The sequence below is a fragment of the Solimicrobium silvestre genome (genome assembly GCF_002976435.1).
Classification (GTDB): domain Bacteria; phylum Pseudomonadota; class Gammaproteobacteria; order Burkholderiales; family Burkholderiaceae_D; genus Solimicrobium; species Solimicrobium silvestre.
The window spans coordinates 74962-97002 of the sequence record NZ_PUGF01000013.1; the positions used below are offsets into that span (position 1 = coordinate 74962).

Annotated in this window: 21 protein-coding genes; 8 read left to right on the forward strand and 13 right to left on the reverse strand. The window is 47.0% G+C overall.

Annotated features, from left to right (window positions below; genetic code table 11):
* Window positions 1-129: 129 nt before the first annotated feature.
* The 4 genes from S2091_RS14095 to S2091_RS14110 all read right to left on the reverse strand — a co-directional run bounded on the left by S2091_RS14095 (window position 130) and on the right by S2091_RS14110 (window position 4336).
* The gene (locus tag S2091_RS14095; protein WP_105532580.1) at window positions 130-288 is read right to left on the reverse strand and encodes a DUF3309 family protein; all 159 of its coding nucleotides are present in this window, start codon (window positions 286-288) and stop codon (window positions 130-132) included.
* Window positions 289-667: 379 nt separating this feature from the next.
* On the reverse strand, window positions 668-2428 hold the full coding sequence (locus tag S2091_RS14100; RefSeq protein ID WP_105532581.1) for a putative bifunctional diguanylate cyclase/phosphodiesterase: 1761 nt from the start codon (window positions 2426-2428) through the stop codon (window positions 668-670).
* The gene (locus S2091_RS14105) at window positions 2425-3918 is read right to left on the reverse strand and encodes an ATPase domain-containing protein (RefSeq protein ID WP_105532582.1); all 1494 of its coding nucleotides are present in this window, start codon (window positions 3916-3918) and stop codon (window positions 2425-2427) included. The genes S2091_RS14100 and S2091_RS14105 overlap by 4 nt, the downstream gene beginning before the upstream one ends.
* Complete coding sequence (locus S2091_RS14110; RefSeq protein ID WP_105532583.1) at window positions 3911-4336, reverse strand: hypothetical protein; 426 nt, start codon at window positions 4334-4336, stop codon at window positions 3911-3913. The genes S2091_RS14105 and S2091_RS14110 overlap by 8 nt, the downstream gene beginning before the upstream one ends.
* A 672-nt stretch (window positions 4337-5008) precedes the next feature.
* Here S2091_RS14110 and S2091_RS14115 point away from each other — a divergent pair.
* Window positions 5009-5206: an ATP-binding protein gene (locus S2091_RS14115; protein WP_105532584.1), complete on the forward strand. Its 198-nt coding sequence runs from the start codon at window positions 5009-5011 to the stop codon at window positions 5204-5206.
* 71 nt (window positions 5207-5277) lie between these two features.
* Here the strand turns inward: S2091_RS14115 and S2091_RS14120 are convergent, their stop codons facing one another.
* From S2091_RS14120 to S2091_RS14130, 4 genes are all read right to left on the reverse strand, one after another.
* Complete coding sequence (locus S2091_RS14120; protein WP_105532585.1) at window positions 5278-6312, reverse strand: extracellular catalytic domain type 1 short-chain-length polyhydroxyalkanoate depolymerase; 1035 nt, start codon at window positions 6310-6312, stop codon at window positions 5278-5280.
* A 261-nt stretch (window positions 6313-6573) separates the two neighbouring features.
* Window positions 6574-6729, reverse strand: a complete 156-nt coding sequence (locus S2091_RS24050; RefSeq protein WP_165794991.1) for a hypothetical protein — start codon at window positions 6727-6729, stop codon at window positions 6574-6576.
* Between the two features lie 141 nt (window positions 6730-6870).
* Entirely contained in the window at window positions 6871-7593 is a 723-nt protein-coding gene (locus S2091_RS14125; RefSeq protein WP_105532586.1) for a pseudouridine synthase, read from the reverse strand.
* Window positions 7594-7773: 180 nt separating this feature from the next.
* The gene (locus S2091_RS14130; protein ID WP_105532587.1) at window positions 7774-8979 is read right to left on the reverse strand and encodes a GGDEF domain-containing protein; all 1206 of its coding nucleotides are present in this window, start codon (window positions 8977-8979) and stop codon (window positions 7774-7776) included.
* 277 nt (window positions 8980-9256) lie between these two features.
* On the opposite strand from S2091_RS14130, the gene ahpC reads away from it, so the two are divergent.
* The 3 genes from ahpC (at window position 9257) to S2091_RS14145 (ending at window position 11908) form a co-directional block, all read left to right on the forward strand.
* Window positions 9257-9820, forward strand: a complete 564-nt coding sequence (ahpC, locus tag S2091_RS14135; RefSeq protein ID WP_105532588.1) for an alkyl hydroperoxide reductase subunit C — start codon at window positions 9257-9259, stop codon at window positions 9818-9820.
* 124 nt (window positions 9821-9944) lie between these two features.
* Window positions 9945-11510 (forward strand): alkyl hydroperoxide reductase subunit F, encoded by a 1566-nt coding sequence (gene ahpF / locus S2091_RS14140; RefSeq protein ID WP_105532589.1) that lies wholly within the window; start codon window positions 9945-9947, stop codon window positions 11508-11510.
* 203 nt (window positions 11511-11713) lie between these two features.
* Complete coding sequence (locus S2091_RS14145) at window positions 11714-11908, forward strand: YqaE/Pmp3 family membrane protein (protein ID WP_105532590.1); 195 nt, start codon at window positions 11714-11716, stop codon at window positions 11906-11908.
* A gap of 131 nt (window positions 11909-12039) precedes the next feature.
* Here S2091_RS14145 and S2091_RS14150 read toward each other — a convergent pair whose 3' ends face one another.
* From S2091_RS14150 to S2091_RS14170, 5 genes are all read right to left on the reverse strand, one after another.
* Entirely contained in the window at window positions 12040-12936 is an 897-nt protein-coding gene (locus tag S2091_RS14150; protein WP_105532591.1) for a type 1 glutamine amidotransferase domain-containing protein, read from the reverse strand.
* A 2-nt stretch (window positions 12937-12938) separates the two neighbouring features.
* Window positions 12939-14177, reverse strand: a complete 1239-nt coding sequence (locus tag S2091_RS14155) for an MFS transporter (RefSeq protein WP_105532592.1) — start codon at window positions 14175-14177, stop codon at window positions 12939-12941.
* Between the two features lie 189 nt (window positions 14178-14366).
* Window positions 14367-15887, reverse strand: a complete 1521-nt coding sequence (locus S2091_RS14160; RefSeq protein ID WP_105532593.1) for a peptide MFS transporter — start codon at window positions 15885-15887, stop codon at window positions 14367-14369.
* A 32-nt stretch (window positions 15888-15919) separates the two neighbouring features.
* Entirely contained in the window at window positions 15920-17230 is a 1311-nt protein-coding gene (locus S2091_RS14165; protein WP_105532594.1) for an alpha/beta fold hydrolase, read from the reverse strand.
* Between the two features lie 11 nt (window positions 17231-17241).
* A complete protein-coding gene (locus S2091_RS14170; protein WP_243405428.1) occupies window positions 17242-18036 on the reverse strand; it encodes an AraC family transcriptional regulator in 795 nt (264 codons plus the stop codon).
* A gap of 240 nt (window positions 18037-18276) precedes the next feature.
* Between S2091_RS14170 and S2091_RS14180 the strand changes: the two genes are divergently transcribed.
* The 4 genes from S2091_RS14180 to S2091_RS14195 are packed head-to-tail and all read left to right on the forward strand — an operon-like array spanning window position 18277 to window position 21851.
* Window positions 18277-19218 (forward strand): 4-hydroxyproline epimerase, encoded by a 942-nt coding sequence (locus S2091_RS14180; protein ID WP_105532596.1) that lies wholly within the window; start codon window positions 18277-18279, stop codon window positions 19216-19218.
* Complete coding sequence (locus S2091_RS14185) at window positions 19215-20333, forward strand: NAD(P)/FAD-dependent oxidoreductase (RefSeq protein ID WP_165794992.1); 1119 nt, start codon at window positions 19215-19217, stop codon at window positions 20331-20333. The genes S2091_RS14180 and S2091_RS14185 overlap by 4 nt, the downstream gene beginning before the upstream one ends.
* Complete coding sequence (locus tag S2091_RS14190) at window positions 20323-20583, forward strand: 2Fe-2S iron-sulfur cluster-binding protein (RefSeq protein WP_105532598.1); 261 nt, start codon at window positions 20323-20325, stop codon at window positions 20581-20583. Before S2091_RS14185 ends, S2091_RS14190 begins: the two co-directional genes overlap by 11 nt.
* Window positions 20580-21851: an NAD(P)/FAD-dependent oxidoreductase gene (locus S2091_RS14195; protein ID WP_105532599.1), complete on the forward strand. Its 1272-nt coding sequence runs from the start codon at window positions 20580-20582 to the stop codon at window positions 21849-21851. Before S2091_RS14190 ends, S2091_RS14195 begins: the two co-directional genes overlap by 4 nt.
* Window positions 21852-22041: the final 190 nt, after the last annotated feature.

Here is a 22041-nt window from a genome sequence, read left to right on the forward strand (position 1 = left end):
CAGGTTACAAAACGTTCATTTTTCTCAGTAATTTATCGACCTCTCTAAGCCAAGCTTGCAATTTGTCTTTTTCGCTTATAAAGGTAATATCAATTCATATTCGACGACTCCCGACGACTGGTGATTCCTTTATATTCTTCCAAGCAAAAATAAAATCAATACAATCACCAATATCAAGCCAACCCCACCGCTTGGACCGTAACCCCATCCTCTGCTGTGAGGCCAGGATGGAATTACGCCCACTAAGGCCAGCACCAAGATGATTAGAAGTATCATTCCTATGCTCATTTTTCTCTCCCATTCGTTTCAGAAACTGTTTAAAACACGATTCACAACACTGAATTTAAACAATAACGCAGCAAACTTCCGTACGGCGCCACACATAGCGGTGTGTATTTTACGAAAATGAACTTTCGTGATGAATGGGTCTTCATGTAGATCGTTTGGTCGTCACACTTTAAAAATTCAAGTCATTAATTTGGATATAAAAAGAATCAACCCTTTTGATTCTTTCTACTAAATCTTGCGTTAATCCAGTCACCAATCGTACTCAACGCATTCGGCTCGAAAGTCTTCTTGATCTCTTCGTATTCTGCGATTGCGCCGCTCTGGGCGATTGGCCGCTGACGTGATTACCTTCAAGCGACAGCAAAAAGCACCTGAATGGCTATGCAGCACCATCATAAACAGGGAGTGATACGCCGGACTGCAGCAAAGCTGCCAGAGCTGCTGCTACAACCGGCCGACTCAAATAGAAACCTTGGCCTTCATCACATTCCTGGGCCAACAAAAATTCGTACTGTTCTTGCGTTTCGACGCCCTCTGCAATGACTCGCTTGTTAAGGCTCTTGCCCAAACTAACGACAGAGCAAACGATGGTGGCATCGTCCTTGTTACTAGTAATATGGTTTACGAAAGATTGGTCGATCTTCAAGGTATCGATCGGGAACCGTCTCAGATAACTCAGGCTGGAATAGCCCGTTCCAAAGTCATCGAGCGCAAGTTTGGCCCCCAAGTCATGCAGCGCAAGTAGTGCAGAATTGCTTGATTCAGCATCTTGCATGAGAACACTTTCGGTTAATTCGAGTTCCAGGTAACGCGGCTCCATGCTCGTTTCAACTAGGGTTGCGCGGATATTTTCAAGGAAATCCATCGCACGTAATTCGAGCGCCGAGGTATTGACTGCGACAACAATCGGACGTAAGCCGGCCTGCCGCCAAGCTAAAGCCTGAAGACAAGCTTCGCGCAGCACCCAGCGACCAATCGGCAAGATCAATCCACAGTCTTCTGCGATCGACACGAATTGCTCCGGGGATAGCAGCCCTCGTTCCGGATGTTGCCATCGGATGAGTGCCTCGCAACCGACAATGGCGCCGCTGCGCAAATTTACTTTCGGCTGGTAATACAGTACAAATTCCTGCCGCTCAAGTGCAAGTCGAAGGCTTGCTTCGACGGATTGCCTTTGAACCGCCCGATCATTCATTTCCTGTTTAAAAAATTTAAAATTCTCACGGCCACCTTCTTTGGCATGGTACATCGCAGTATCCGCACTCTTGATCAAGGTTTCTGCATCGAGACCGTCGTCGGGGTAAATGCTGACGCCGATACTTACGCTGATATGAAGGTTATGCTGATCAATCGAGTGAGGCAATGTAAACGCCGTAATAATTTTTTGTGCGCAATGTGCTGCGTCATTTACGTGCTCGATAGACGGAAGCAATAAGACAAATTCATCTCCGCCCTGGCGACTTACTGTGTCTGAATTGCGCACGCAAGCAACGAGTAGATGCGCAATCGATTGCAACAATAAATCGCCAACCGTATGGCCCAATGAGTCATTGATGTATTTAAAATGATCCAGATCTAAAAACATTACCGCGAGCTGTTTTCCTTGACGACGGGCCAGCTCAATCGCCTGGGTAAGTCGATCCAGCAGCAATATTCGATTGGGTAAATCAGTGAGGACATCGTGATGTGCCAAATGATCCAGCTCCATTTTCGCTGTTTGAACTATTTCGACTAATTTCTGCGATTCAATGGCAGCAATAACTAGATGTTCGTTTGCTTGTCTCAAGACAATCGAGTGGTCACTGGATGGCCCGGGTCCGCAGATTTCCTGTTCACGCAACGTTACCGCACTTTCCCGAACACGGGCTTCTCTTTCACGCGCTAGTGCCGTTCGTTCGCGCATATGCGCAGCGTCTTCCCGCAAACCGATCGCATTTTCTCGCAAATGAGCGGCATCTTCCCGAGAGGAAGCCAATTTCTCCCGGTCTCGAACAGCAATCTCGTCGTCAACGACCGCACTTTCCCTGCTCGTGATATTTTGCTCATCAACGGGTGGCGAGGCACCTTTGTGCAGGCTTGTCACATTTGATTGGTCTGAGTGTTCGCGATGAGAGGTCAGGCCATTGTCATCGATGCTCATCGCCGTTTTCCACCATCTGGCTGCACTAGTTCCGAAGTAAGCCTGGGACGGCCCGTCATGATTCCGGCATAGTCAGATAAAGGAGCTCCAAGCATAATGCCATCGTCTGTAACGTCAAACAACCGAATCTGCTTACTGTGCTGACTGCCACGCACCTTAACCACTGAAATGGCGCGTTTGAACTCACCTTCGATTTCAATATAACGCTGCACGATAATCGCGTCGGCTAGAAACGCACTCCCAAAGGGACTGAAGCGCAAATCGGTGTAGCGATCTTCGAGTTCCGAAGTCATGAATATGGTCACGCCCAAACCAGTCAATTCAGCAATCATCCTATACAGCGATCCGCGAAAATCTTCCTGGAATTCCGGTGCGAGCGCTAATTCAAATCCAGACAAAGAATCAATGACGACACGTTTGGCCTTCATTCGAGTAATCATGGCAATCAAATCATGCAAAGTTTGATCAATCGATAAATCCAGGGCACGCGTTTCGATTACACCAACTTGCCCGGCCTTGATCAGCGCATTGAGCTTATTGCTGAGCAGTTGACTCGGGCTTTTCTCAAATGCCGCGATCACGCTCGTTTCACCCTTGCGTGCACCCTCAGCAATAAACTCCGTCGCCAATATTGTTTTTCCAGAACCAGATGGCCCTACCACAAGTAGTGAATAGCCTGTCGGTAAGCCGCCGCCAAGCATGTCATCCAGACCGGGTACGCCCATCGTGACACGCTCCTCTTCAGCCGGTACACCGGTTGTTGAGTCAGTCGCTGCACCGGCATTCACAATCGCTCGTGGATAAATCTGAACTCCATCATTATTAATACGAAACGTATGCAGACCTGGCGCCTGGGCCTGGCCTCGAATCTTGACCACTTGAATCTTGCGCACGAGTGAATTGCGGTGTAAATTCTGCGCCAGCCATAAAATACCATCGGCAATAGTAAAGACGGGGCTCGACTCTGATTCTGGAATTAAATATTCACCGATTAAAAAAGAGGTAGCCTGCCAAGTCGCCAAATGCACACCCAGCTGCTGTACGAATCGCTCCAATGCTGCTTCTCCTTCCGTCTTGTTCATCACAGAATGAACAATGGAACGGAATGAATCCACAAAAACAAGGCCGGGAGAATAATTCTTCACTTCTTCAATAATTCGCTCTAAAACGCGATCAAAATTACCATTCACGAGCTCTGTCGACAAGTTGAAGTAATGGATGGATTTTTTGATTTTTTCGGGATCAAAAAAAGGAAATTGCTGCTGATATCGAAGCATCTTTAACGTTGGTTCGCCGAGCACTGTAAAGAATAATGCCGGACTGGCGGGAGTTGCCAACGCGAACATAATCTGGTGAGCAAGCGTAGTTTTGCCACTTCCGGGGGAACCTGCAATCAGGTTAAACGAAAATTCCGGCAGACCTCCGCCCATCAAATTATCCAGACCGGGTACGCCCGTTTTAAGTCGGCGTATTTTTACCTTCTCATTCATTTTCTAACTCCTTGGTACTATTATTTTCGGTTTTACTATTACCCATAGCAGTATGTAAGATGACTACAGTTATCTGCTCACCAATTAGTGAAGCCAGAAGGTCCGTAAACGTGATTAGAAGCTGATTATTTGCCGCGTTGGTTTGCGCGATCGATTGTTCTTCAAAGCGCAATCGTAATTCGACGAAGCGGCGACCATTCTGTGGCAAAGGTGGGCCGACCACTAGCCAAGGGAAAGTTACCTGAGTAAGGCTGATACATCTTTCATAAAGTAATTTAAAACCACCTTCGCCAACGAGAGCAACGATTTCAACCGCCATCATCTCCCATAAAACAATCAAACCATCTACGTCTTTTTTGGCGTACAGAGCTACGTAGTTTTTAATTAGTTCGTACCGAAACAATTTGCTCGATTCCATTTTTTATTTCCATATAACCGGTCAACGACTTCGCCTTTAGCGACAATATCCATTATTAAAACGTTACGACTAAAGAAAGCAGCGTTAGTTTATTTTATGAATTGGCACAATCATCTTTGCGGGTAGCACTTAGTTAATCACTATCTGTCTGATACTTTTTACACGGATAAATCCCGCACATCTGTACGACAACGCACAGATGTGCAGCTAATATTGAAACAACAAAGTAAAGATGTGCTTAACTCAAACAAATTCAACATGGGAGCATGCGATGACTATCGAAGCCATTCTTTTAATTGCTTGGGTTTGGTAGGTGCCATTCCAACTTGGCCGCACAGTCGCGGGTTGGAGTTATGGTCTGATTGGTGGTGTCCGCCAGGTATGAATAATCGTATTGATTTTATACTGCCAGTTTTTCCTGATTTTGCTTCTCTTTCCAACAATTAAGATACCGGACTTTCCCTGAAATTTAGTCTTCCATAGTTAATGTTAAATTAATTATTAAAGACAAGGAATGAAAAAGAGACCGAAAGAATCCTGCACTGCAAAGTTCAAGTAACGTGCGGATAAACGAGCAACTGTTGGGGCACTCATTCAAGAATTTATTCTTTAGGGGTGCGAAACTTTACTGGATTTGCTTCTTATTCAAGAATTTGCAGAATACTTTCACTTATGGAGCCGCAGGTTCTGGAGCGCATGGTTGAACCATTTTTTAAGACCCAAATGGGGCAAGGCACCAATGGACTTGGGATGACAATCGCCTACAATATTGTCACGGGTATATTCGGCGGGCAGATCAACGTAAAGATGGCATCGCCACGTGGCACCATTATTGAAATCATCGTACCCAAAGTGGTTCTAACGCCTTAGCACGCGTGATACTAATTCGGCGCATAAGTTATTGCATTCCATTTATCTCCGGCTTGAAAATCAAACTAAACTTATGTCAGCTTCATAAAAAATCGCAACATTTCAAAGCTGGCATCCGGTCCCTTTGGGTCAGTAAAATTACCGTCAACGCACCCACCAGACCAAGCATGACCCGCGCCATGAATTATCCATTTTTCAGCCAGGTCTGCGCCATTCGCATCCTTATAAATCGTGCGCGTATGGCTGTAATTTTTTTCGGACTCGTGATGACTGTGTTGCTTAAAAAATTCTTGCTGATGATGATACGCCATCAAGTCGATAGCGTTTTGCGCATGGACTACCTGATCATTATCGCCATGAAAAATAATCAAAGGCTGAGTGATGCGTGGGGCTAATTCTTGCTCAGTTATTTCACTAGTTTGACCGGCCTGCTCAGAACCTGCTTTCATCGCTGCCAGCGCCGAAAAAATGTTGTTCACGCCACGATATAACAAACCTGAATGTACACCAATGGCAGCAAAAATATCCGCATACACACTACCCACAATATAGGCCATTGCCGCGCCTGAAGATAGGCCGGCAATATACACTTTGCGTGAATTTATTGCATATTCCCTCATGATTTTTTTGGTCATCCCGGCGATTACTGCAGGTTCACCCATGTTTCGATATTGATTGGCTGACTTAAACCAGTTCCAGCATTTATTTGCATTTGCCGCGCCCGATTGCGCTGGATACAGCACCATGAAACCGAGTTGTTCGGCATGCTCATTCATGCGCGTTCCAACAGAAAAAATTTCCGCATCTTGATTACAGCCATGCAGCATCACCAATAACGACATGCCAGCATGGTGATTTGACGGGATAAATAAATGGTAACGCAAGCTGCCGGAAAAATTCGTGAAAGAATCATTTAAGAATTGGCTTTGGCCCAAGTCGTCTAACTCATTCTTGCGCCTCAGCACCGTGTTGAAAAATCGTTGCTTGAGTCCCAGAAACGTGCCCAAGAACCGCGCTGCTGGCTTATTCCATGTGCGTCGCCATATAATTTGCTTAGCGTCTTTCAAGTTGTACGGCAACTTGCTACTTAAGCTATCTTTCATCATTTACCCCCAAAAGATATATCTAAATCAATTAAGCCTCGTGCGGTTTATGCAGTATCACACATATTATGCTGCATTGCACAATAATGGCTTGCGGGAGTGAGACGGCAGCGAGAGCTGTACTCAGAATAAAAGATCGCCCAGAGATGATCTTTTACTCTGAGGCAAATTGCTGTTAAGAGAATAATCGCTGAGATAATCATCGCGCTCGAGGTTTCGGATGAACACGAGCTCACACTGTTCAAGCTCCGATCTTGCCGTTGATCAGGTGATTTTTACATTCCGAATTTTTAGCTTTACCCTGCTATCAGCGATCAAATCCCATCCTAAGCGACGGCGTATTTCAGCCGTAGATGGCGGTGGTAACTTTTCAATCTGTCGTTCTTGCATATAAAAACGAATTTGTTCTTTTGTTGGCATGATAGCCTCCAATTTAGCTAACTAAAAATTGATCCACAAGCTCACTTTGCAGCACCGGGATATTTATAGTTAGCTTAATTGGTTGGATCAGCGAGTTCTATGCGTTAGCACACATAAAAATAATAAATCACTTACGGTGTATTAATCCACTCTTGGCACCAGCAACGCCAAATGATGTTCCTCTAAATAACACCATTCACCCTCTTCCAAACCAAGCTCAGCCAGCGTTAAGTTACCAACGGCAACCCGCTGCAGCGCTGCACAATGGTTGCCTGCAGCGGCTAACATGCGCTTTACTTGATGATATTTACCCTGCTCCAACACGATCTCGCACTGGTTTTCAGCTACTTTTTTGCAGACCAACGCCATCAGCGGCTCAGGTTCGTCGTGTAATTGCACGCCAGCTAATAATTGCGCAACCAATTCATCGGTAACCGGCTCTTGGGTCGTTGCCAGATACACTTTAGGAACATGGCGTTTAGGGGAAGATTGCGCATGAATGAACGCGCCGTCGTCCGACATCAACAACAAGCCAGTCGTGTCATGATCCAACCGCCCGACGGGCTGCACGTCACGCCAACTGCATTGCTCGGATAATAAAGTGAGTACGCCTGGGTGATGGCTAGGCTTGCGCGAACATTCAAAATTGGCGGGCTTATTGAGCGCAATATAAACGTGCTCACGATAACGCCACACTTCATCAAACAGCTCAAATTCCAAGCCGGTCGGATCAAAACTAGTGCGGTAATCGGTAATTACTTGTCCGCCGATGCGAATTTCGCCATCAGCAATTAAGCTCCGGCACCATTTTCTGGTACCAAAGCCCTGCGATTGCAGGATACGGTCTAGGGTTAATTTAGTCATGGGGCGAACTTTAGCAGATGCATAGAGTGCCGCCAAGTAATCTGGGAGTGGTTTTAATCTAGCAAATACGCATTCTTATTATTTATTCACTAGTCGAATACGCAATTTTAAATAAGCCAGACAAGCCATTAATCGTCGAAATAAAGGGGTAAATTCTCATAAAAAATAAACCAAGCTAAATCAAGCCAACGCCACACCTTCTTCGTCACTATATTCCGGCACTGCAGCCGATATTGGTTTGCCGGCAAACACTTGATTTCGGCCATTATTTTTAGCTTGATACAAAGCTTGATCGGCCTTGGCAACCAACTCTTCAAAACTTTGCTGTACGCCTTGACGCTCTGCTACGCCAATACTGACGCTGAATTGGCGCGGCAGTTCTGGTAGAGCCATATCAGCGATTGCGGCGCGTATCCGTTCCGCCACTTCACAAGCGTGTTTTAAACTGGTGTCTGGCAACATTACCAAGAATTCTTCCCCGCCATAGCGCGCCAAGATATCTTCGATCCGCAACCCTGCTTGAATTTTATTCGCCATCGCCACCAAAACGGCGTCACCAATAGTGTGGCCAAACGTGTCGTTAATATTCTTAAAATGATCTGCGTCGATCATTAAAACGCTAATTAATGTACCGCGCCGATTACTGCGGGCAATGTCGCGTTCCGCCATTTTAGCCAGAGCGCGCCGGTTAAAGGCATTGGTAAGAGGATCACGCGTTGCTTGTTGCTTCAATTCCATTTGCAAACGATGGCTGGTAATAACCAGCAACATAAATGTTTGCGCAAAACTTAACACCATGTTGACGATTAAAGCGCCGCTGTGCCACATGGAATTTTGTAGGGGATTACTTAAATCGGCTGGAGACGCGCCGAGTAAATGAATATATACGCTAATTAAATAAGCGCCGCTCATCACCGCAACCAACAACAAACTAGCGCGTAATTCGTCGCGTTGCGCGGTATAGCAGCAGTAAATCGAATAGCCGTAAAAAATGCTGGCGGCGATGGTAAATAAAACAATTCCGCCCACGCCTTGCATACCAACAACATAGGCCAGTAAATAAGCCAGGTAGAAGATGCCGCAAATTATCTGAAACAGACGCCGCATAGGGCGCTTCCCGGAAACCAGCGCCACACCAAAGGCTATATGCATCGTGCCCCAGATGATGAGCAAATAAGATAACGTGGAAAGTAAGGCTGGCGCAACGATTTCGCTCACGACCACTAAACACAATCCCAATGCAACCAGCGCATTACCGCGCGCCCATTCAGCAACATAGCTCGAATTATTATGTACTTGACGCACGTAAAACATGAGCAAGGCTTGAGTAATACTCAGCACAGCAAGCACTAAATAAATGGTGCGTACATCTAAATTTACAAACATCTACTTGCCTCCACACATCACGGAATTGTTATGACGCGCGATTACCATACAGCTATGTCACCTAATAATTTGAACTTCTAAATTACGCCACATAATACGCGATTGATTTTTCCTCGCGACAACTACTTTATGAAATTCAACATTTTTACAAATATTTATAAGAAACACACTATCGATAGTTAAAAACAATCAACTCAATTCAATTAATCAATTTTACTAATTTAGCCGAATGTCCTACTATTCTTACTCCTCACCACAACTTGAAAAGGAATTCATCATGTCTTTAATTAACACTGAAATCAAACCATTCAATGCAACCGCATACCACAATGGCAAATTCGTTCCAGTTAGTAATGAAACATTAAAAGGTAAATGGTCTGTTTTTGTATTTTATCCAGCCGATTTCACCTTTGTTTGCCCGACTGAATTGGGTGACTTAGCAGATCATTATGCTGAATTCCAAAAACTGGGCGTAGAAATCTACAGCGTTTCAACTGACACGCATTTCGCCCACAAAGCATGGCACGACACTTCCGACACTATCCGCAAAATTAACTACCCAATGGTGGCTGATCCAACTTTGGCGTTGTCACGCAATTTTGAAGTGCTGATTGAAGAAGAAGGTTTGGCTCTGCGCGGTACTTTTGTTGTGAACCCTGAAGGCCACATTAAAGTAATGGAAGTGCATGACAACGGTATTGGTCGCGACGCTAAAGAATTGCTGCGTAAAGTACAAGCTGCTCAATACGTTGCCAGCCATCCAAACGAAGTTTGCCCAGCTAAATGGACACCAGGCGCGCATACATTAACGCCTTCATTAGATTTGATCGGTAAGATTTAATCAGTAAAGTTTGATCTGTAAAACGCAATCTCGCAGCAAGATGTAATTAAGTAGCGCGATGAAATGGGCATGCAGCACTGCATGCCCAGCAACCCCGCAGGACTAGTAAAAAAAGGAGCACATTATGTTAGATAGCACTCTGAAGACTCAATTAAAAGCGTATCTGGAAAAAGTAACGCAACCTATCGAGCTAGTGGCAACCCTTGATAACAGCGATGTTTCACGCGACATGCGTGCTTTGCTCGACGACATTGTGAGTTTATCCAACCAAATTACGCTAACGATAAGCACTGACGCCACCCTGCGCGCACCGTCGTTTAGCATTAACCGCCTGCATAAAGAACAAGGCGAAGTCGGCATCCGCTTTGCCGGCATCCCGATGGGGCATGAATTTACCTCGCTGGTATTAGCCTTGCTGCAAACCGGCGGACATCCACCTAAAGTGGATACGGCTGTGATTGAACAAATTGTGCAATTGGATGGCGACTATCAGTTTGAAACCTATATTTCCTTAACCTGCCAAAACTGTCCGGAAGTGGTGCAGTCATTAAACTTGATGGCGGTATTAAATCCACGGATACGTTCGGTTGTGATTGATGGCGCGTTATTTCAAGAGGAAGTGGAACAACGCCAGGTTATGGCCGTGCCAACCATTTTCTTAAACGGTAAAGTTTTTGATCAGGGCCGCCTCAGTATCGAAGAAATTTTAGCTAAATTAGACAGCGGCCTAGAAAAACGCACTGCTGAAAAACTTGATGCGAGCGCATCGTATGATGTATTAGTCGTCGGCGGTGGCCCGGCCGGTGCTGCAGCTGCTATTTATTCAGCCCGCAAAGGCATACGCACCGGCGTGGTCGGTGAGCGTTTTGGCGGTCAGGTATTAGATACGATGTCGATTGAAAATTTTATTTCAGTCACTGAAACCGAAGGGCCTAAATTTGCCGCCGCATTAGAGCAGCACGTTAAAACCTATGACGTTGACATCATCAATTTGCAGCGCGCTGAAAAACTCATTCCAGCCAGCGCAGCTAATCCACTGACTGAAATCAAATTAGCCAGCGGTGCGACCTTAAAAGCAAAAACCGTGATCATCGCCACCGGCGCACGCTGGCGTGAGATCAACGTGCCGGGAGAACGTGAATATCGCAACCATGGCGTCGCATATTGCCCGCACTGCGATGGCCCGTTATTTAAAGGCAAGCGCGTGGCAGTAATCGGCGGCGGTAATTCCGGCGTAGAAGCCGCGATTGATTTGGCAGGTCTGGTTAGCCACGTAACGCTCTTGGAATTTGGCGCAGAATTACGCGCTGACGAAGTATTACAGCGTAAATTACGTAGCTTAACTAACGTCACCGTTCATACCAGCGCACAAACCACTGAAGTAAAAGGCGACGGTAAAAAAGTAAACGGTATTGATTTTAAAGACCTAACTTCCGGCGAATTAAAACATGTCGAACTCGAGGGTGTTTTTGTGCAAATTGGCTTAGTGCCGAACACCGAATGGCTCAAGGGTACGCTGGAATTATCACGGCACGGCGAAATCATTGTTGATGCACGCGGCCAAACTTCGTTACCGGGCGTGTTTGCAGCAGGCGACGTCACCACTGTACCGTTTAAGCAAATTGTGATCGCGGTTGGTGAAGGTGCTAAAGCGGCATTATCAGCGTTCGATCATTTGATACGGTCTTAAAATGCGGTCTTAGTAGCATGTGAGCTTATTGCTCACTCAGCCAAAGCCCCTCTTACTTTTCATCAGTAAGAGGGGCTTTTAGTTTATATGGCCAAGCTCCTAAAAAATGCCCTATTTAGGGTATAGACAAACAATGAGTATTACCTCACACTCACCGGCGATTCTCAATAGAACGTCAACAAACTCACTAAAAGGTTCTGACTATGCGCTTACTTATTTCCCTGATACTCCCTTGGCTCACCTTCTTCACAATCGGCCGCCCGATTGCAGGCATTATCTGCCTTCTTTTGCAAATAACCCTCATCGGCTGGATTCCTGCAACGATTTGGTCGGTGTATGCATTAAGCCAATATACGACCGATAAGAAGATTGAAAAAGCGTTAGCGCAACGGGGTTAATCTGTAACCGACTCATCAATCATGCGTTACCGGGTAATTATCAATAATTAATTCAGTATCATCAAAAACGATTGGACTAGTGCCTTAACTAACCCAATCGTTTTTTAGCAAACTATGAAATGCTTAGGGCATTAACTGCATTGGTAATACTCATTCAGCACCGCAACAAACTGCTGCGCAAAAGTATGCACATCCCCCGGCCAACGTCCAGAAACATACGTCCCGTCACGCACCACCCATGCAGCTTGTGAATTATTAAGTCGATCGCGCACCAACCCGCTGGTTTTCAGAAAGTGGTGCTGGGTACCCTTGGGTACATCCAAAAAATCGCCCTCTTTTGCCAATGCACGTTTTATTTCTTGCTCGACACTCCAATAACCGACCGCCTCATTGCCTGATTCTAAATAAGTGCGGTAATAATTAGGGTCCCAAAAACGAGCCAGGTATTTGGTTAAATTCCACGCCGAGCTCTCCAGCTTCCAAGTAAGTGCCGTGGTCTTTTTCCCATACAGTGCCGATTTATTAGTCTTCTTGGAAATCGATCGCGCTGCCAATAAAACTCCGTGACAAATAGCGGCAATTGGTTTGTGTTGTCCTGTCGCGTCGCATGTGTCGAAAAAATCGGCGACAAAGTTCTGCAGCCTGGCATTTTCAAGATAAGGCTTCATGCCTTGCGCATGACCGCCGGGAAGTACTAACGCATCGTAATCAGCAACAGCCAGCTCTTCAAAACGCTTGGGTTTTAAAAATCGGGCATCTGCTTCTAATTCGCGATAAGCCTCTCGACCAAAATGATCTGCCCGCAGAAACAACCCCACCAAACGAATCTTATTGAGCAAAGGGATCCAGCCCCAAGGGTCGAGGCCCTGCCCGCTAATCATCAGCGGGTCTGCATAGCCGCGCTTACCATCCACAGTAGCGAAGTCAATTTCACAACCGGCGTCGCGCAGTATTCGCCATGTCACCGCTACTTCAGTGGGATCAAAGTCATGCTGAGGAAGTGGAATAATGATGTGGCGCTTTTCCATGTTCAGATCTGCATCAGTTGTCGCCGCTGTCTATCCAGGTCAGGTAAAAATGCAGCCAGTAATCCAATCAATGGCAGGAAAGAACAGACGTGATACACGTAATTAATGTCGGTCATATCAGCTAATTTGCCGAGTGCCGCCGCGCCAAGTCCGCCCATGCCGAAAGCAAAACCAAAGAACAGACCGGATACTGTGCCGACTTTTCCGGGTACGAGTTCTTGTGCAAAAACCAAAATGGCAGAGAACGCGGACGACAAAATCAATCCAATAATTACTGTCAACACGCCAGTCCAAAACAGATCTGCATAAGGCAGCATTAAGGTAAACGGCGCGACACCTAAAATCGACACCCAAATCACCAGCTTACGGCCAATCCGGTCACCAATTGGCCCGCCTAACAGAGAGCCGGCAGCGACTGAAAACAAAAATATGAATAAATGAATCTGCGCCGCTTGTACTGATAAGTGAAATTTACTGATCAGATAAAACGTGAAATAACTAGACATGCTCGCCATGTAAAAATATTTTGAAAAAATTAACGTCAACAAAATGCTAATTGAAAAAATAATTTTCTTACGTGGCAAAACAAGTTGCTGATGCTGGGCTTTGGCCGGTTTGTTTTTAATTTCCAAACGCTTGCGCTTGTACCAGTTACCGATCTGCAATAACACTACAATCGCTAATAAGGCGGCTAGTGAGAACCAGGCAATACTTGATTGTCCGTGCGGAATAATAATATTGGCTGCCAGCAATGGCCCCATCGAGCTACCCGCATTACCGCCCACCTGAAAAATCGATTGCGCCAAACCGTGCTGCCCACCAGAAGCCATACGCGCAACCCGCGAAGATTCGGGATGAAAAATCGATGAGCCAGTACCCACTAAGGCCGCAGCCAATAGCACCATGCCGTAATTAGGCGCAACGGATAAGAGTAATAAACCAACCAGCGTGCATCCCATGCCCAGTGCCAGAGAGTACGGTTTAGGGTGTTTGTCGGTATAAATACCGACCAGCGGTTGCAAGATGGATGCAGTCAGCTGATAAGTCAGCGTGATTAAACCAATCTGCGCAAAATTAAGGTGAAAATCGCCTTTTAATAAGGGATAAATAGACAGTATCAGCGACTGAATCATGTCATTTAAGAAATGCGCAAAACTAATTGCACCTAAAACACGGAAACCGGTTTTTTCGTTGTCGTGTGCACTTTTGGTGGGGGAAAGCTGATCGATGGCAGTTTGCATAGGGATGTCTTAAAAATGAAGCAGTGAGTGTGTTTATCTACGTGATGAGATAAAGAACTGTTTCAAAATAGAAAGACATATTTTATCGTGATTCCGAAAATCAGGTTGACGACCAAGCGAAATGCGGTAGCTAGCGTGCCTGAATACAGGTTGCTAGCTACTTATTTACGAGGGGAATTACTAAACAAATTAATGCACGCCATGCATATTTTTCAACATCCATTTATTCAATAACAGCACGATTAATCCTGCTGTTATAGGAATGGTCGCAAAGATTAAAAAGAAGCTGGCCAGTGAATAAGTGGTCGAAATATAATCAATATAACTACCTAATGAACCAGCCAATTTATTGGCGATGGCGGCATTAATAAACCATACGCCAAACATCAAACCCAACAGCCGCGATGGTGCCAGTTTGCTGATGTAAGACAAACCGACGGGCGATATACACAGCTCGCCCATCGTATGTAGTAAATAAGCCAGTACCAGAAATGCCATGCTCACCGAAGCGGTGCTTGCACCACTGGGAATACCTAATGCGCCATAGGCTAATACAGCAAAACCCAATCCTAATAAAATCAAGCCGACGGCAAACTTAATCGGGCCACTCGGTTGCCAGTATTTCTCCCACAACGTCGAAAATAACGGTGCCAGAATAACGATAAAAAAAGCGGGCAACACGCCGAACCAGGAAGCTGGAATGCTGGATTGGTCATGTGAAAAATCGCGTTGCAGCATCCAGATCAACAAACCCCAGATTATGGTAAAACAGGCGAGTAATAACAGGCTGGAGAATAAATACCGTTTCACACTGATCATCACCAGCTTCATCAATACCCACGACAAAATCAAGGTTGGCACGATGCTCATCAAGCTGTTAACGACTTTAAACACCATGCCGCTATTACCCGCTAAAACTCGATCGGTATACGACGCAGCGAAAATCGTCATGGAACCGCCGGCCTGTTCGTAAGCCAGCCAAAAGAAGATAGTGAAAAAAGAAAGCACGCAAATTACTTTTAAACGATCCGCCACAATGTGCGGTGTTTCGTCAGGTGGTATGAGCGTTTTGTTTTTTGTGAGTACGCCAATATTTCCAAAAATATCTTGAATAAAGTAAAACTGAAGCGCGCCCATCATCATAAAAATACCTGCCAGTGCAAAGCCATAGTTCCAGGCTATATTTTCACCAATATAGCCGCACAATAAAATACCGAAGAAAGCACCGGCATTCACACCCATATAAAACAAGGTATAGCCGCTGTCACGCAGAGCCTGATTATCTTTGCCGTATAACTGACCGACGATGGTAGAAATATTCGGTTTAAATAAGCCCGTGCCTGAAACGATCAAACCCAACCCAATATAAAACAGCACGGGGGTATTGAACAGCATGCAGGCATGTCCTGCAGCGATGATAAAACCGCCCCACACTACCGCACGGCGACTACCAAGAACCCGATCAGCCAGATACCCACCGAGAATGGGCGTTAAATACACCAGCCCGGTGTACCAGCTATACAGTGTCAACGCTTCGGCACGATTCCAGCCCCAGCCACCTTTGGTCGTTTCCGAAATCAGGAATAGCACCAGCAAGGCGCGCATGCCGTAGTAGGAAAATCGCTCCCACATTTCAGTGAAGAATAAAGTAAATAAACCTGCCGGGTGATCGAGGATGGTGGTTGTTGTTATTGTTGTTGCGCGCTGCATTATGTCTCCTGTTTTATTATTGTGGTTAGCGCTTAAAGAGAAGGGATATCTCCCTCCAGCATCCCAAGCAAACGCCACATGATGTGTTCGCCGTCAGTGTGAATCCCATCGTGAGCAAATTCGCTGGTGATCCAGCGTTTGATGCCGCCCAATCGATTTGCGAAGTCGATTGAATAGTCAAAGCCGCAGCAAAGGTCGTCATAATAAACCACAGCGGCAATCGGAATGGTGTTGGCTTGTAAGCGACTGGCATCGTAGAGCGGTTCCCAATCTGATTTTTTCGCCAAAATTTCCGCTACCTCAGCTAATTGCGCACTACCGGGAAATTCATCGGCCATCCACGGATACATATGCTCAGCGGTGAGTAACAAGGTAGTGCCGTCGAATTGATCAAACTGGGGAAATTCTTTTCGTATCCGCTGTGCAGACCAATTGGTAGCTTGCCCTGCTCCGTCGGCATAAATTGCCTCATGCAGAAGTAGAAAAAACGGATTGCTCGCAAAAGTGGCGAGTAACGGTGTAACGGCGCTAAGAAACGCATCGGTACAAACTGGTGCCTGATCGCTCCCGTTTGGGAATGCCCGTTCCAACAAATACGCCAACGTATACGCACCTTGCGCCCGATACAGTTGCAGGCCAAGTGACTGCAAGCCTCGTACCGTCAAAATTCCACCATTGGGTAATTTTGCAGGTTGCCTGCTCAACAATTCTGCCAGCCTGGTAAATTGAATTTGAAGCGCCGGAATGCGTTCATACAAATGCAAACTTGCCCGTTCTGCCAGACGATAGGTAACGCGATACACATCATCAATCTGCCAGCCAACCGGAGGTAACGCTCCGGTTAAAATGACTGCAGCGATACCTTCCGGCGCGTGCGATAAATAGGTAGCGGCGCAAAAACCGCCAAAACTTTGCCCGATCACCAACCACGGTTTTTCTTTAGTTAAGTGTTTGCGAAACGCCTCAGCATCGCGCACGATATTGTCTTGCCGATAGTGGCGTAACTGTTCGGCTTGCTGTTGTGGCGTGCCAATAGCCGCGATCTGTTTGGTAGAGAGTGCCGAGGAGCGTCCGGTGCCGCGCTGATCCAGCAAAAAAAGTCGGTGTCCTATCAGTATTGGAGTAAGCCAACCGGCTCGCCCCATGGGACGCGGACTTTCAAACCCTGGGCCGCCTTGTAAAAATAAAGCCCAGGGTAATTGTGGAATGTTGGCCTGTAAACGTAACACCAGTTCGCGGCCATAAATTCGAATTTGCGGCCCGTTAGGTTGCGCATAATCAAGCGGCACAGTAAGCCAGTGATCGATACAAACAACATCGTCCATGCGGAATGAATCTGACATATTACATCCTCTTATTCGGCAAAAAAATGAGCGCGGTACTCCACCGGCGGCATGCCGATCAAAGCTTTAAACTGGCGACTGAAGGCGCTATGGTCGGTGTAGCCGCAGGCATAGGCAATATCGGCAATGCTACGCTGATCACCTGATTCGATAATGGCGAGCGCCGCATTTAAGCGCGATTGCAATAACAATTGACGTGGGCTGAAATGGAATACTTTCTGGAATAATCTTTCCACCCTTGCTAACGGCATTTTGGCATTTTCGGCGAGTTTGCTAATTGAAATATCCTGATGATAATTTTCACGAATGGTGTCGGTAATGCTGGCAATCTGACGATATTCAGGATGGGTTTTATCCGGCAAACCCAGGTCTTGTGAAATACCGACCAAACCCACTACCGCGCCGGACGTGTCACGTAACGGGATTTTATGGGTTAGACACCAACCGCGTTCACGCGTTTGATACAGATGCAGTTCCAGATGTTTTTCCAACGCGATGCCGGTAGTAATCACCATCTGATCTTGCGCATTAAAGGATTCGGCCAATGGTTTGGCAAAAACACTGTCAACCATTTTTCCGATCATTTCTTCCTTGCTACGCAAGCCGCAGCGTCGCACCAAGGTGTTATTAACAATCAAATAACGGCCTTGTTTATCTTTGACGAAAAAAACCACATCCAGCAACGCATCAAATAACGACTCTACAAAACCAAGGTCGGCAATACGAATCGACGGCTCGCACCCCAACAGACTTTGCAACATGGTTGATGAAGGACTATTTTTTGCCGCGTTTGCATGATTGATCATTGCGCCAGCCTTTGAGAAATGAAGGGTATAAAAATAAAATAGAAACTACCATAGCATTATTGGATTCGTCTTGCAGGTGAATAGTTACTTCCTCGATGAAATCAGCACAATCAAAAATAAAACTATCCAATGCTATGCTGTTTTTAATCAACATTTTCACTAAAATCGTCAAGACTGAATTGCTTCCTAAACGTATCCTCTGTACTAACCCATCCCTATAAGATAAGCACAGGAGTTACCATGCAAACCATTCAAATTATTGATTCCCATACCGGCGCCGAACCAACCCGTTTAGTGTTGCAAGGCGGCCCAGAATTAGGGAAAGGAAGCATGGCGGATCGACTAAGCAATTTCAAACAAAATTTTGATGCCTTCCGGCGCGGCGTAGTGTGTGAGCCGCGTGGGTCTGACGTGATTGTCGGTGCCCTGTTATGCACTCCGTTTGACCCGAGCTGTTCGTTGGGCGTGATTTTTTTTAATAATACCGGCTACTTAGGTATGTGCGGCCACGGCACGATAGGTTTGATTGCGTCGCTGGCATATAAAGGCATGCTGCAAATCGGAGTACACCGAATAGATACACCTGTAGGCGTTGTGCAAACAACATTACACGAAGATGGCTCAGTTACCGTAGTCAATGTTCCGGCCTACCGTTATAAAAAAGCAGTCGAAATTAATGTCCCCGGACTAGGCGTCATGGTGGGTGATGTTGCTTGGGGCGGCAACTGGTTTTTCCTTGTGAATAATTATCCGGCACCGTTGCAGTTTAAAAATGTGGCGGAACTAACCCATCATGCGGAAAACGTTCGGATTGCCTTGGTTGCTGCCGGTGTTACTGGCGCAAATGGTGCCGAGATTGATCATATCGAATTCTTTTCCGCCAGCGACACGCCAGGCTGCGACAGCCGCAACTTTGTACTGTGCCCCGGTCTGGCTTACGACCGTTCACCGTGCGGCACGGGTACCAGCGCCAAATTAGCTTGTCTGGCAGCAGACGACAAACTCGCGGAAGGTGCGCTCTGGCATCAGGAAAGCATCGTCGGTAGTATGTTTGACGGCAGTTACCAGCGCATCGATGCAGAAAAAGTACAGCCCAGCATACGTGGCCGCGCTTATGTTATGGCCGAAGCGACATTGCTCATTGACCCACAAGATCCTTTCCGCTGGGGCATTGCTGCGTGAGCACGGATGTACTCGTAATTGGTGCCGGCATCGTCGGTGCGGCGTGCGCCAGAGCCTTGCAGCAGCGCGGCCTGTCAGTCGCCTTAGTGGATGCTACAACACCCGGCGCAGGAGTAACTGCGGCAGGCATGGGGCATTTAGTGGTTCTAGATCACGACGAAACTGAGCTGTGTTTATTCTCGATGCGACTGTGGCGCGAATTTAATGACGCACATCCTGAAATCGGCGAATTCAGCCGTTGCGGCACCTTATGGGTGGCAGAGAACGAAACGCAATTGCAAGAGGCGCTGCAACGTGCAGAACGCTATAGCCAACGAGGTTGGAATGCCGAATTCATCCAGGGGAAAAACATGCGTCAACTGGAACCGCAATTACGTTCCGGTTTGTGCGGCGGCGTGTTGGTAAGCAATGATGCTGTGGTATTTCCGCCCAAAGTGGCACAATTTCTAGCTATGCAATGCATGCAATTCGGCGGCAAAGTACATCTCGGACAACGCGTTGTTGCATTGACGGATGGTGCAGTCGAGTTAGCCAATGGCGTGAGTTTAACTGCCAAACATATTGTGCTGGCTACCGGCGTAGAAACAGCGCAATTACTGCCGGAGGTGCCAGTATTTGCCCGCAAAGGACATCTGGCGATTACCGATCGCTATCCCGGACTATTGCAGCACCAGATTGTGAACATGAATTACGGGCAGATTGAAAGCGGCTCAGATAATCTTGCCGTCGCTGCTAACGTGCAGGCGCGCCCCAATGGACAATGGCTGGTCGGCTCTTGTCGGCAAGATGGGCAACTGGATACCAAACTTGATTTTTCCGTGCTATCCAAGGTACTGCTTTCAGCGATTGAACTACTTCCGTGTTTGTCCGAAATGCGTATTCTGCGCGCCTGGGCTGGCATGCGCCCCGCCACGCCGGACGGCCATCCGCTAATTGGGCCACATCCGTTTCGCCCTGGGTTATGGCTGGCAACCGGTCATGAAGGACTGGGCATAACAACCGCTTTTGCTACGGCAGAAATACTGGCTGATCAAATAATGCGACAACCCGGCTCCTTCGATGCATCGGCGTATTTACCCAGTCGTTTTTCAATGAAGGTAGACCATGCCGCATGATGCAACGATAACGGTCGATGGAAGAGTAATCTTAGCCGATACCCAAATGAGCGTAGCAAGTGCAATTGCCTTGACTGACCGATTATTAACGCGCCGCTCCGTCACTGGCGAAGCCCGTTTTGCCGTGTGCGGTATGGGTGTTTGTCAGGAATGTCGGGTGACGATTAATGGCGTTCCGCATCGGTTGGCCTGCCAAACCCGCTGCCTGCCAGACATGGTGATTTTAACTGGCCGCGAGGAACAACGATGAAGCAGATCCAACAACATACAGACATTCTGATTTTAGGCAGCGGCCCAGCCGGATTAGCGGCAGCAGATGCCGCAGCAAGTTCAGAGCAATCTGTAACGGTATTGGATGATAATTTTGCCCCCGGCGGGCAAATCTGGCGCGGTGGCCCAACGCAGTGGAGCGACGCACGCGCCAAGGTTTTATGGCAGAAATTAATAACCTGTACGAACGTCCATTTTTTATATGAAGTCAAAGTAGTAGCTGCGCCTCGCATCAACACCCTGCTGCTAGAAACACCTCAAGGCGCTTGCAGCATTACTTATAACCGCTTAATTATTTGTAGCGGCGCACGCGAGTTGCTGTTACCGTTTCCCGGCTGGACTTTGCCCGGAGTTACCGGAGCGGGCGGCTTACAAGCCTTGATCAAAGGTGGTTTGTCAGTTGCCGGAAAACGGATTGCCATCGCTGGCACCGGCCCTTTATTACTAGCGGTTGCGGCAACTGTGCAGCGTCAGGGAGGACAAATTGTGCTGATTGCCGAACATCGCAGCACAATGGAATTAACGCGATTCATACTAAACCTGGCGCGCTCACATCGCGGCAAATTGATGCAGGCGATTCCCTTGCTCGCACGCTTGTGGTCATGCTCATATCGCCACGCAACTACGGTGCTTCAGGCACATGGTGATAATCAATTACAGAGTATTAGTTACCTGCAAAATGAAAAAACAGTACAACTCGATTGCGATTATTTAGCCTGTGGTTATGGCCTGGTCCCAAATTTAGAATTGGCGAAACTGCTCACCTGCGAGGTGCAAAATAACCGCGTAGTCGTTAATGATAATCAGCAAACTTCACAAGCGCATATCTGGGCGGCAGGTGAAGTTACCGGCATTGGCGGTGTTGATAAAGCGCTTGCAGAAGGCCGGATAGCTGGCCTGTCAGCGAGCCATCAAACCGCTTCAGATAAAGAGCAAAAAACACGCAACCACACCCGGCAATTTGCGGCATTACTGGAGCACAGTTTTGCACCAACAGACGCATTGCGCCTGCTCTGCCAACCCACTACCTTGGTGTGCCGCTGTGAGGATGTGGGAGCGCAGCAGCTTACGATACATCCAGATTGGCGCAGCGCAAAATTGGCAACGCGCTGCGGCATGGGCGCTTGTCAGGGGCGAATCTGTGGAGCTGCGTGTGAGTATTTATACGGATGGCAAGCACCCGGTTTGCGGGAACCGCTTTTCCCCAGTACAGCAGCGACGTTGGCGTATGAGCCAACATGCCCTTGATAATTAGCGACGTGTACCTTCGGCAGTCCAGCCATTTACACGGCAGTTCATGTTGCAAATCAACTGAACTGCCAATACATATAAGCCTCACTTCCCCCCTTAAAACAACCTGAACACTGGTAAATCTACTTAGCGACCAAGGTATATTTCAGGATTGTGTTTGCTTAATCGAAAAACCACCATGCAGAAG

Bases quoted from the DNA above. Each gene is read 5' to 3' on its own strand.
- S2091_RS14095 (WP_105532580.1), bottom strand. From the start codon at position 288: ATGAGCATAGGAATGATACTTCTAATCATCTTGGTGCTGGCCTTAGTG.
- S2091_RS14100 (WP_105532581.1), bottom strand. From the start codon at position 2,428: ATGAGCATCGATGACAATGGCCTGACCTCTCATCGCGAACACTCAGAC.
- S2091_RS14105 (WP_105532582.1), bottom strand. From the start codon at position 3,918: ATGAATGAGAAGGTAAAAATACGCCGACTTAAAACGGGCGTACCCGGT.
- S2091_RS14110 (WP_105532583.1), bottom strand. From the start codon at position 4,336: ATGGAATCGAGCAAATTGTTTCGGTACGAACTAATTAAAAACTACGTA.
- S2091_RS14115 (WP_105532584.1), top strand. From the start codon at position 5,009: ATGGAGCCGCAGGTTCTGGAGCGCATGGTTGAACCATTTTTTAAGACC.
- S2091_RS14120 (WP_105532585.1), bottom strand. From the start codon at position 6,312: ATGATGAAAGATAGCTTAAGTAGCAAGTTGCCGTACAACTTGAAAGAC.
- S2091_RS24050 (WP_165794991.1), bottom strand. From the start codon at position 6,729: ATGCCAACAAAAGAACAAATTCGTTTTTATATGCAAGAACGACAGATT.
- S2091_RS14125 (WP_105532586.1), bottom strand. From the start codon at position 7,593: ATGACTAAATTAACCCTAGACCGTATCCTGCAATCGCAGGGCTTTGGT.
- S2091_RS14130 (WP_105532587.1), bottom strand. From the start codon at position 8,979: ATGTTTGTAAATTTAGATGTACGCACCATTTATTTAGTGCTTGCTGTG.
- ahpC (WP_105532588.1), top strand. From the start codon at position 9,257: ATGTCTTTAATTAACACTGAAATCAAACCATTCAATGCAACCGCATAC.
- ahpF (WP_105532589.1), top strand. From the start codon at position 9,945: ATGTTAGATAGCACTCTGAAGACTCAATTAAAAGCGTATCTGGAAAAA.
- S2091_RS14145 (WP_105532590.1), top strand. From the start codon at position 11,714: ATGCGCTTACTTATTTCCCTGATACTCCCTTGGCTCACCTTCTTCACA.
- S2091_RS14150 (WP_105532591.1), bottom strand. From the start codon at position 12,936: ATGGAAAAGCGCCACATCATTATTCCACTTCCTCAGCATGACTTTGAT.
- S2091_RS14155 (WP_105532592.1), bottom strand. From the start codon at position 14,177: ATGCAAACTGCCATCGATCAGCTTTCCCCCACCAAAAGTGCACACGAC.
- S2091_RS14160 (WP_105532593.1), bottom strand. From the start codon at position 15,887: ATGCAGCGCGCAACAACAATAACAACAACCACCATCCTCGATCACCCG.
- S2091_RS14165 (WP_105532594.1), bottom strand. From the start codon at position 17,230: ATGTCAGATTCATTCCGCATGGACGATGTTGTTTGTATCGATCACTGG.
- S2091_RS14170 (WP_243405428.1), bottom strand. From the start codon at position 18,036: ATGATCAATCATGCAAACGCGGCAAAAAATAGTCCTTCATCAACCATG.
- S2091_RS14180 (WP_105532596.1), top strand. From the start codon at position 18,277: ATGCAAACCATTCAAATTATTGATTCCCATACCGGCGCCGAACCAACC.
- S2091_RS14190 (WP_105532598.1), top strand. From the start codon at position 20,323: ATGCCGCATGATGCAACGATAACGGTCGATGGAAGAGTAATCTTAGCC.
- S2091_RS14195 (WP_105532599.1), top strand. From the start codon at position 20,580: ATGAAGCAGATCCAACAACATACAGACATTCTGATTTTAGGCAGCGGC.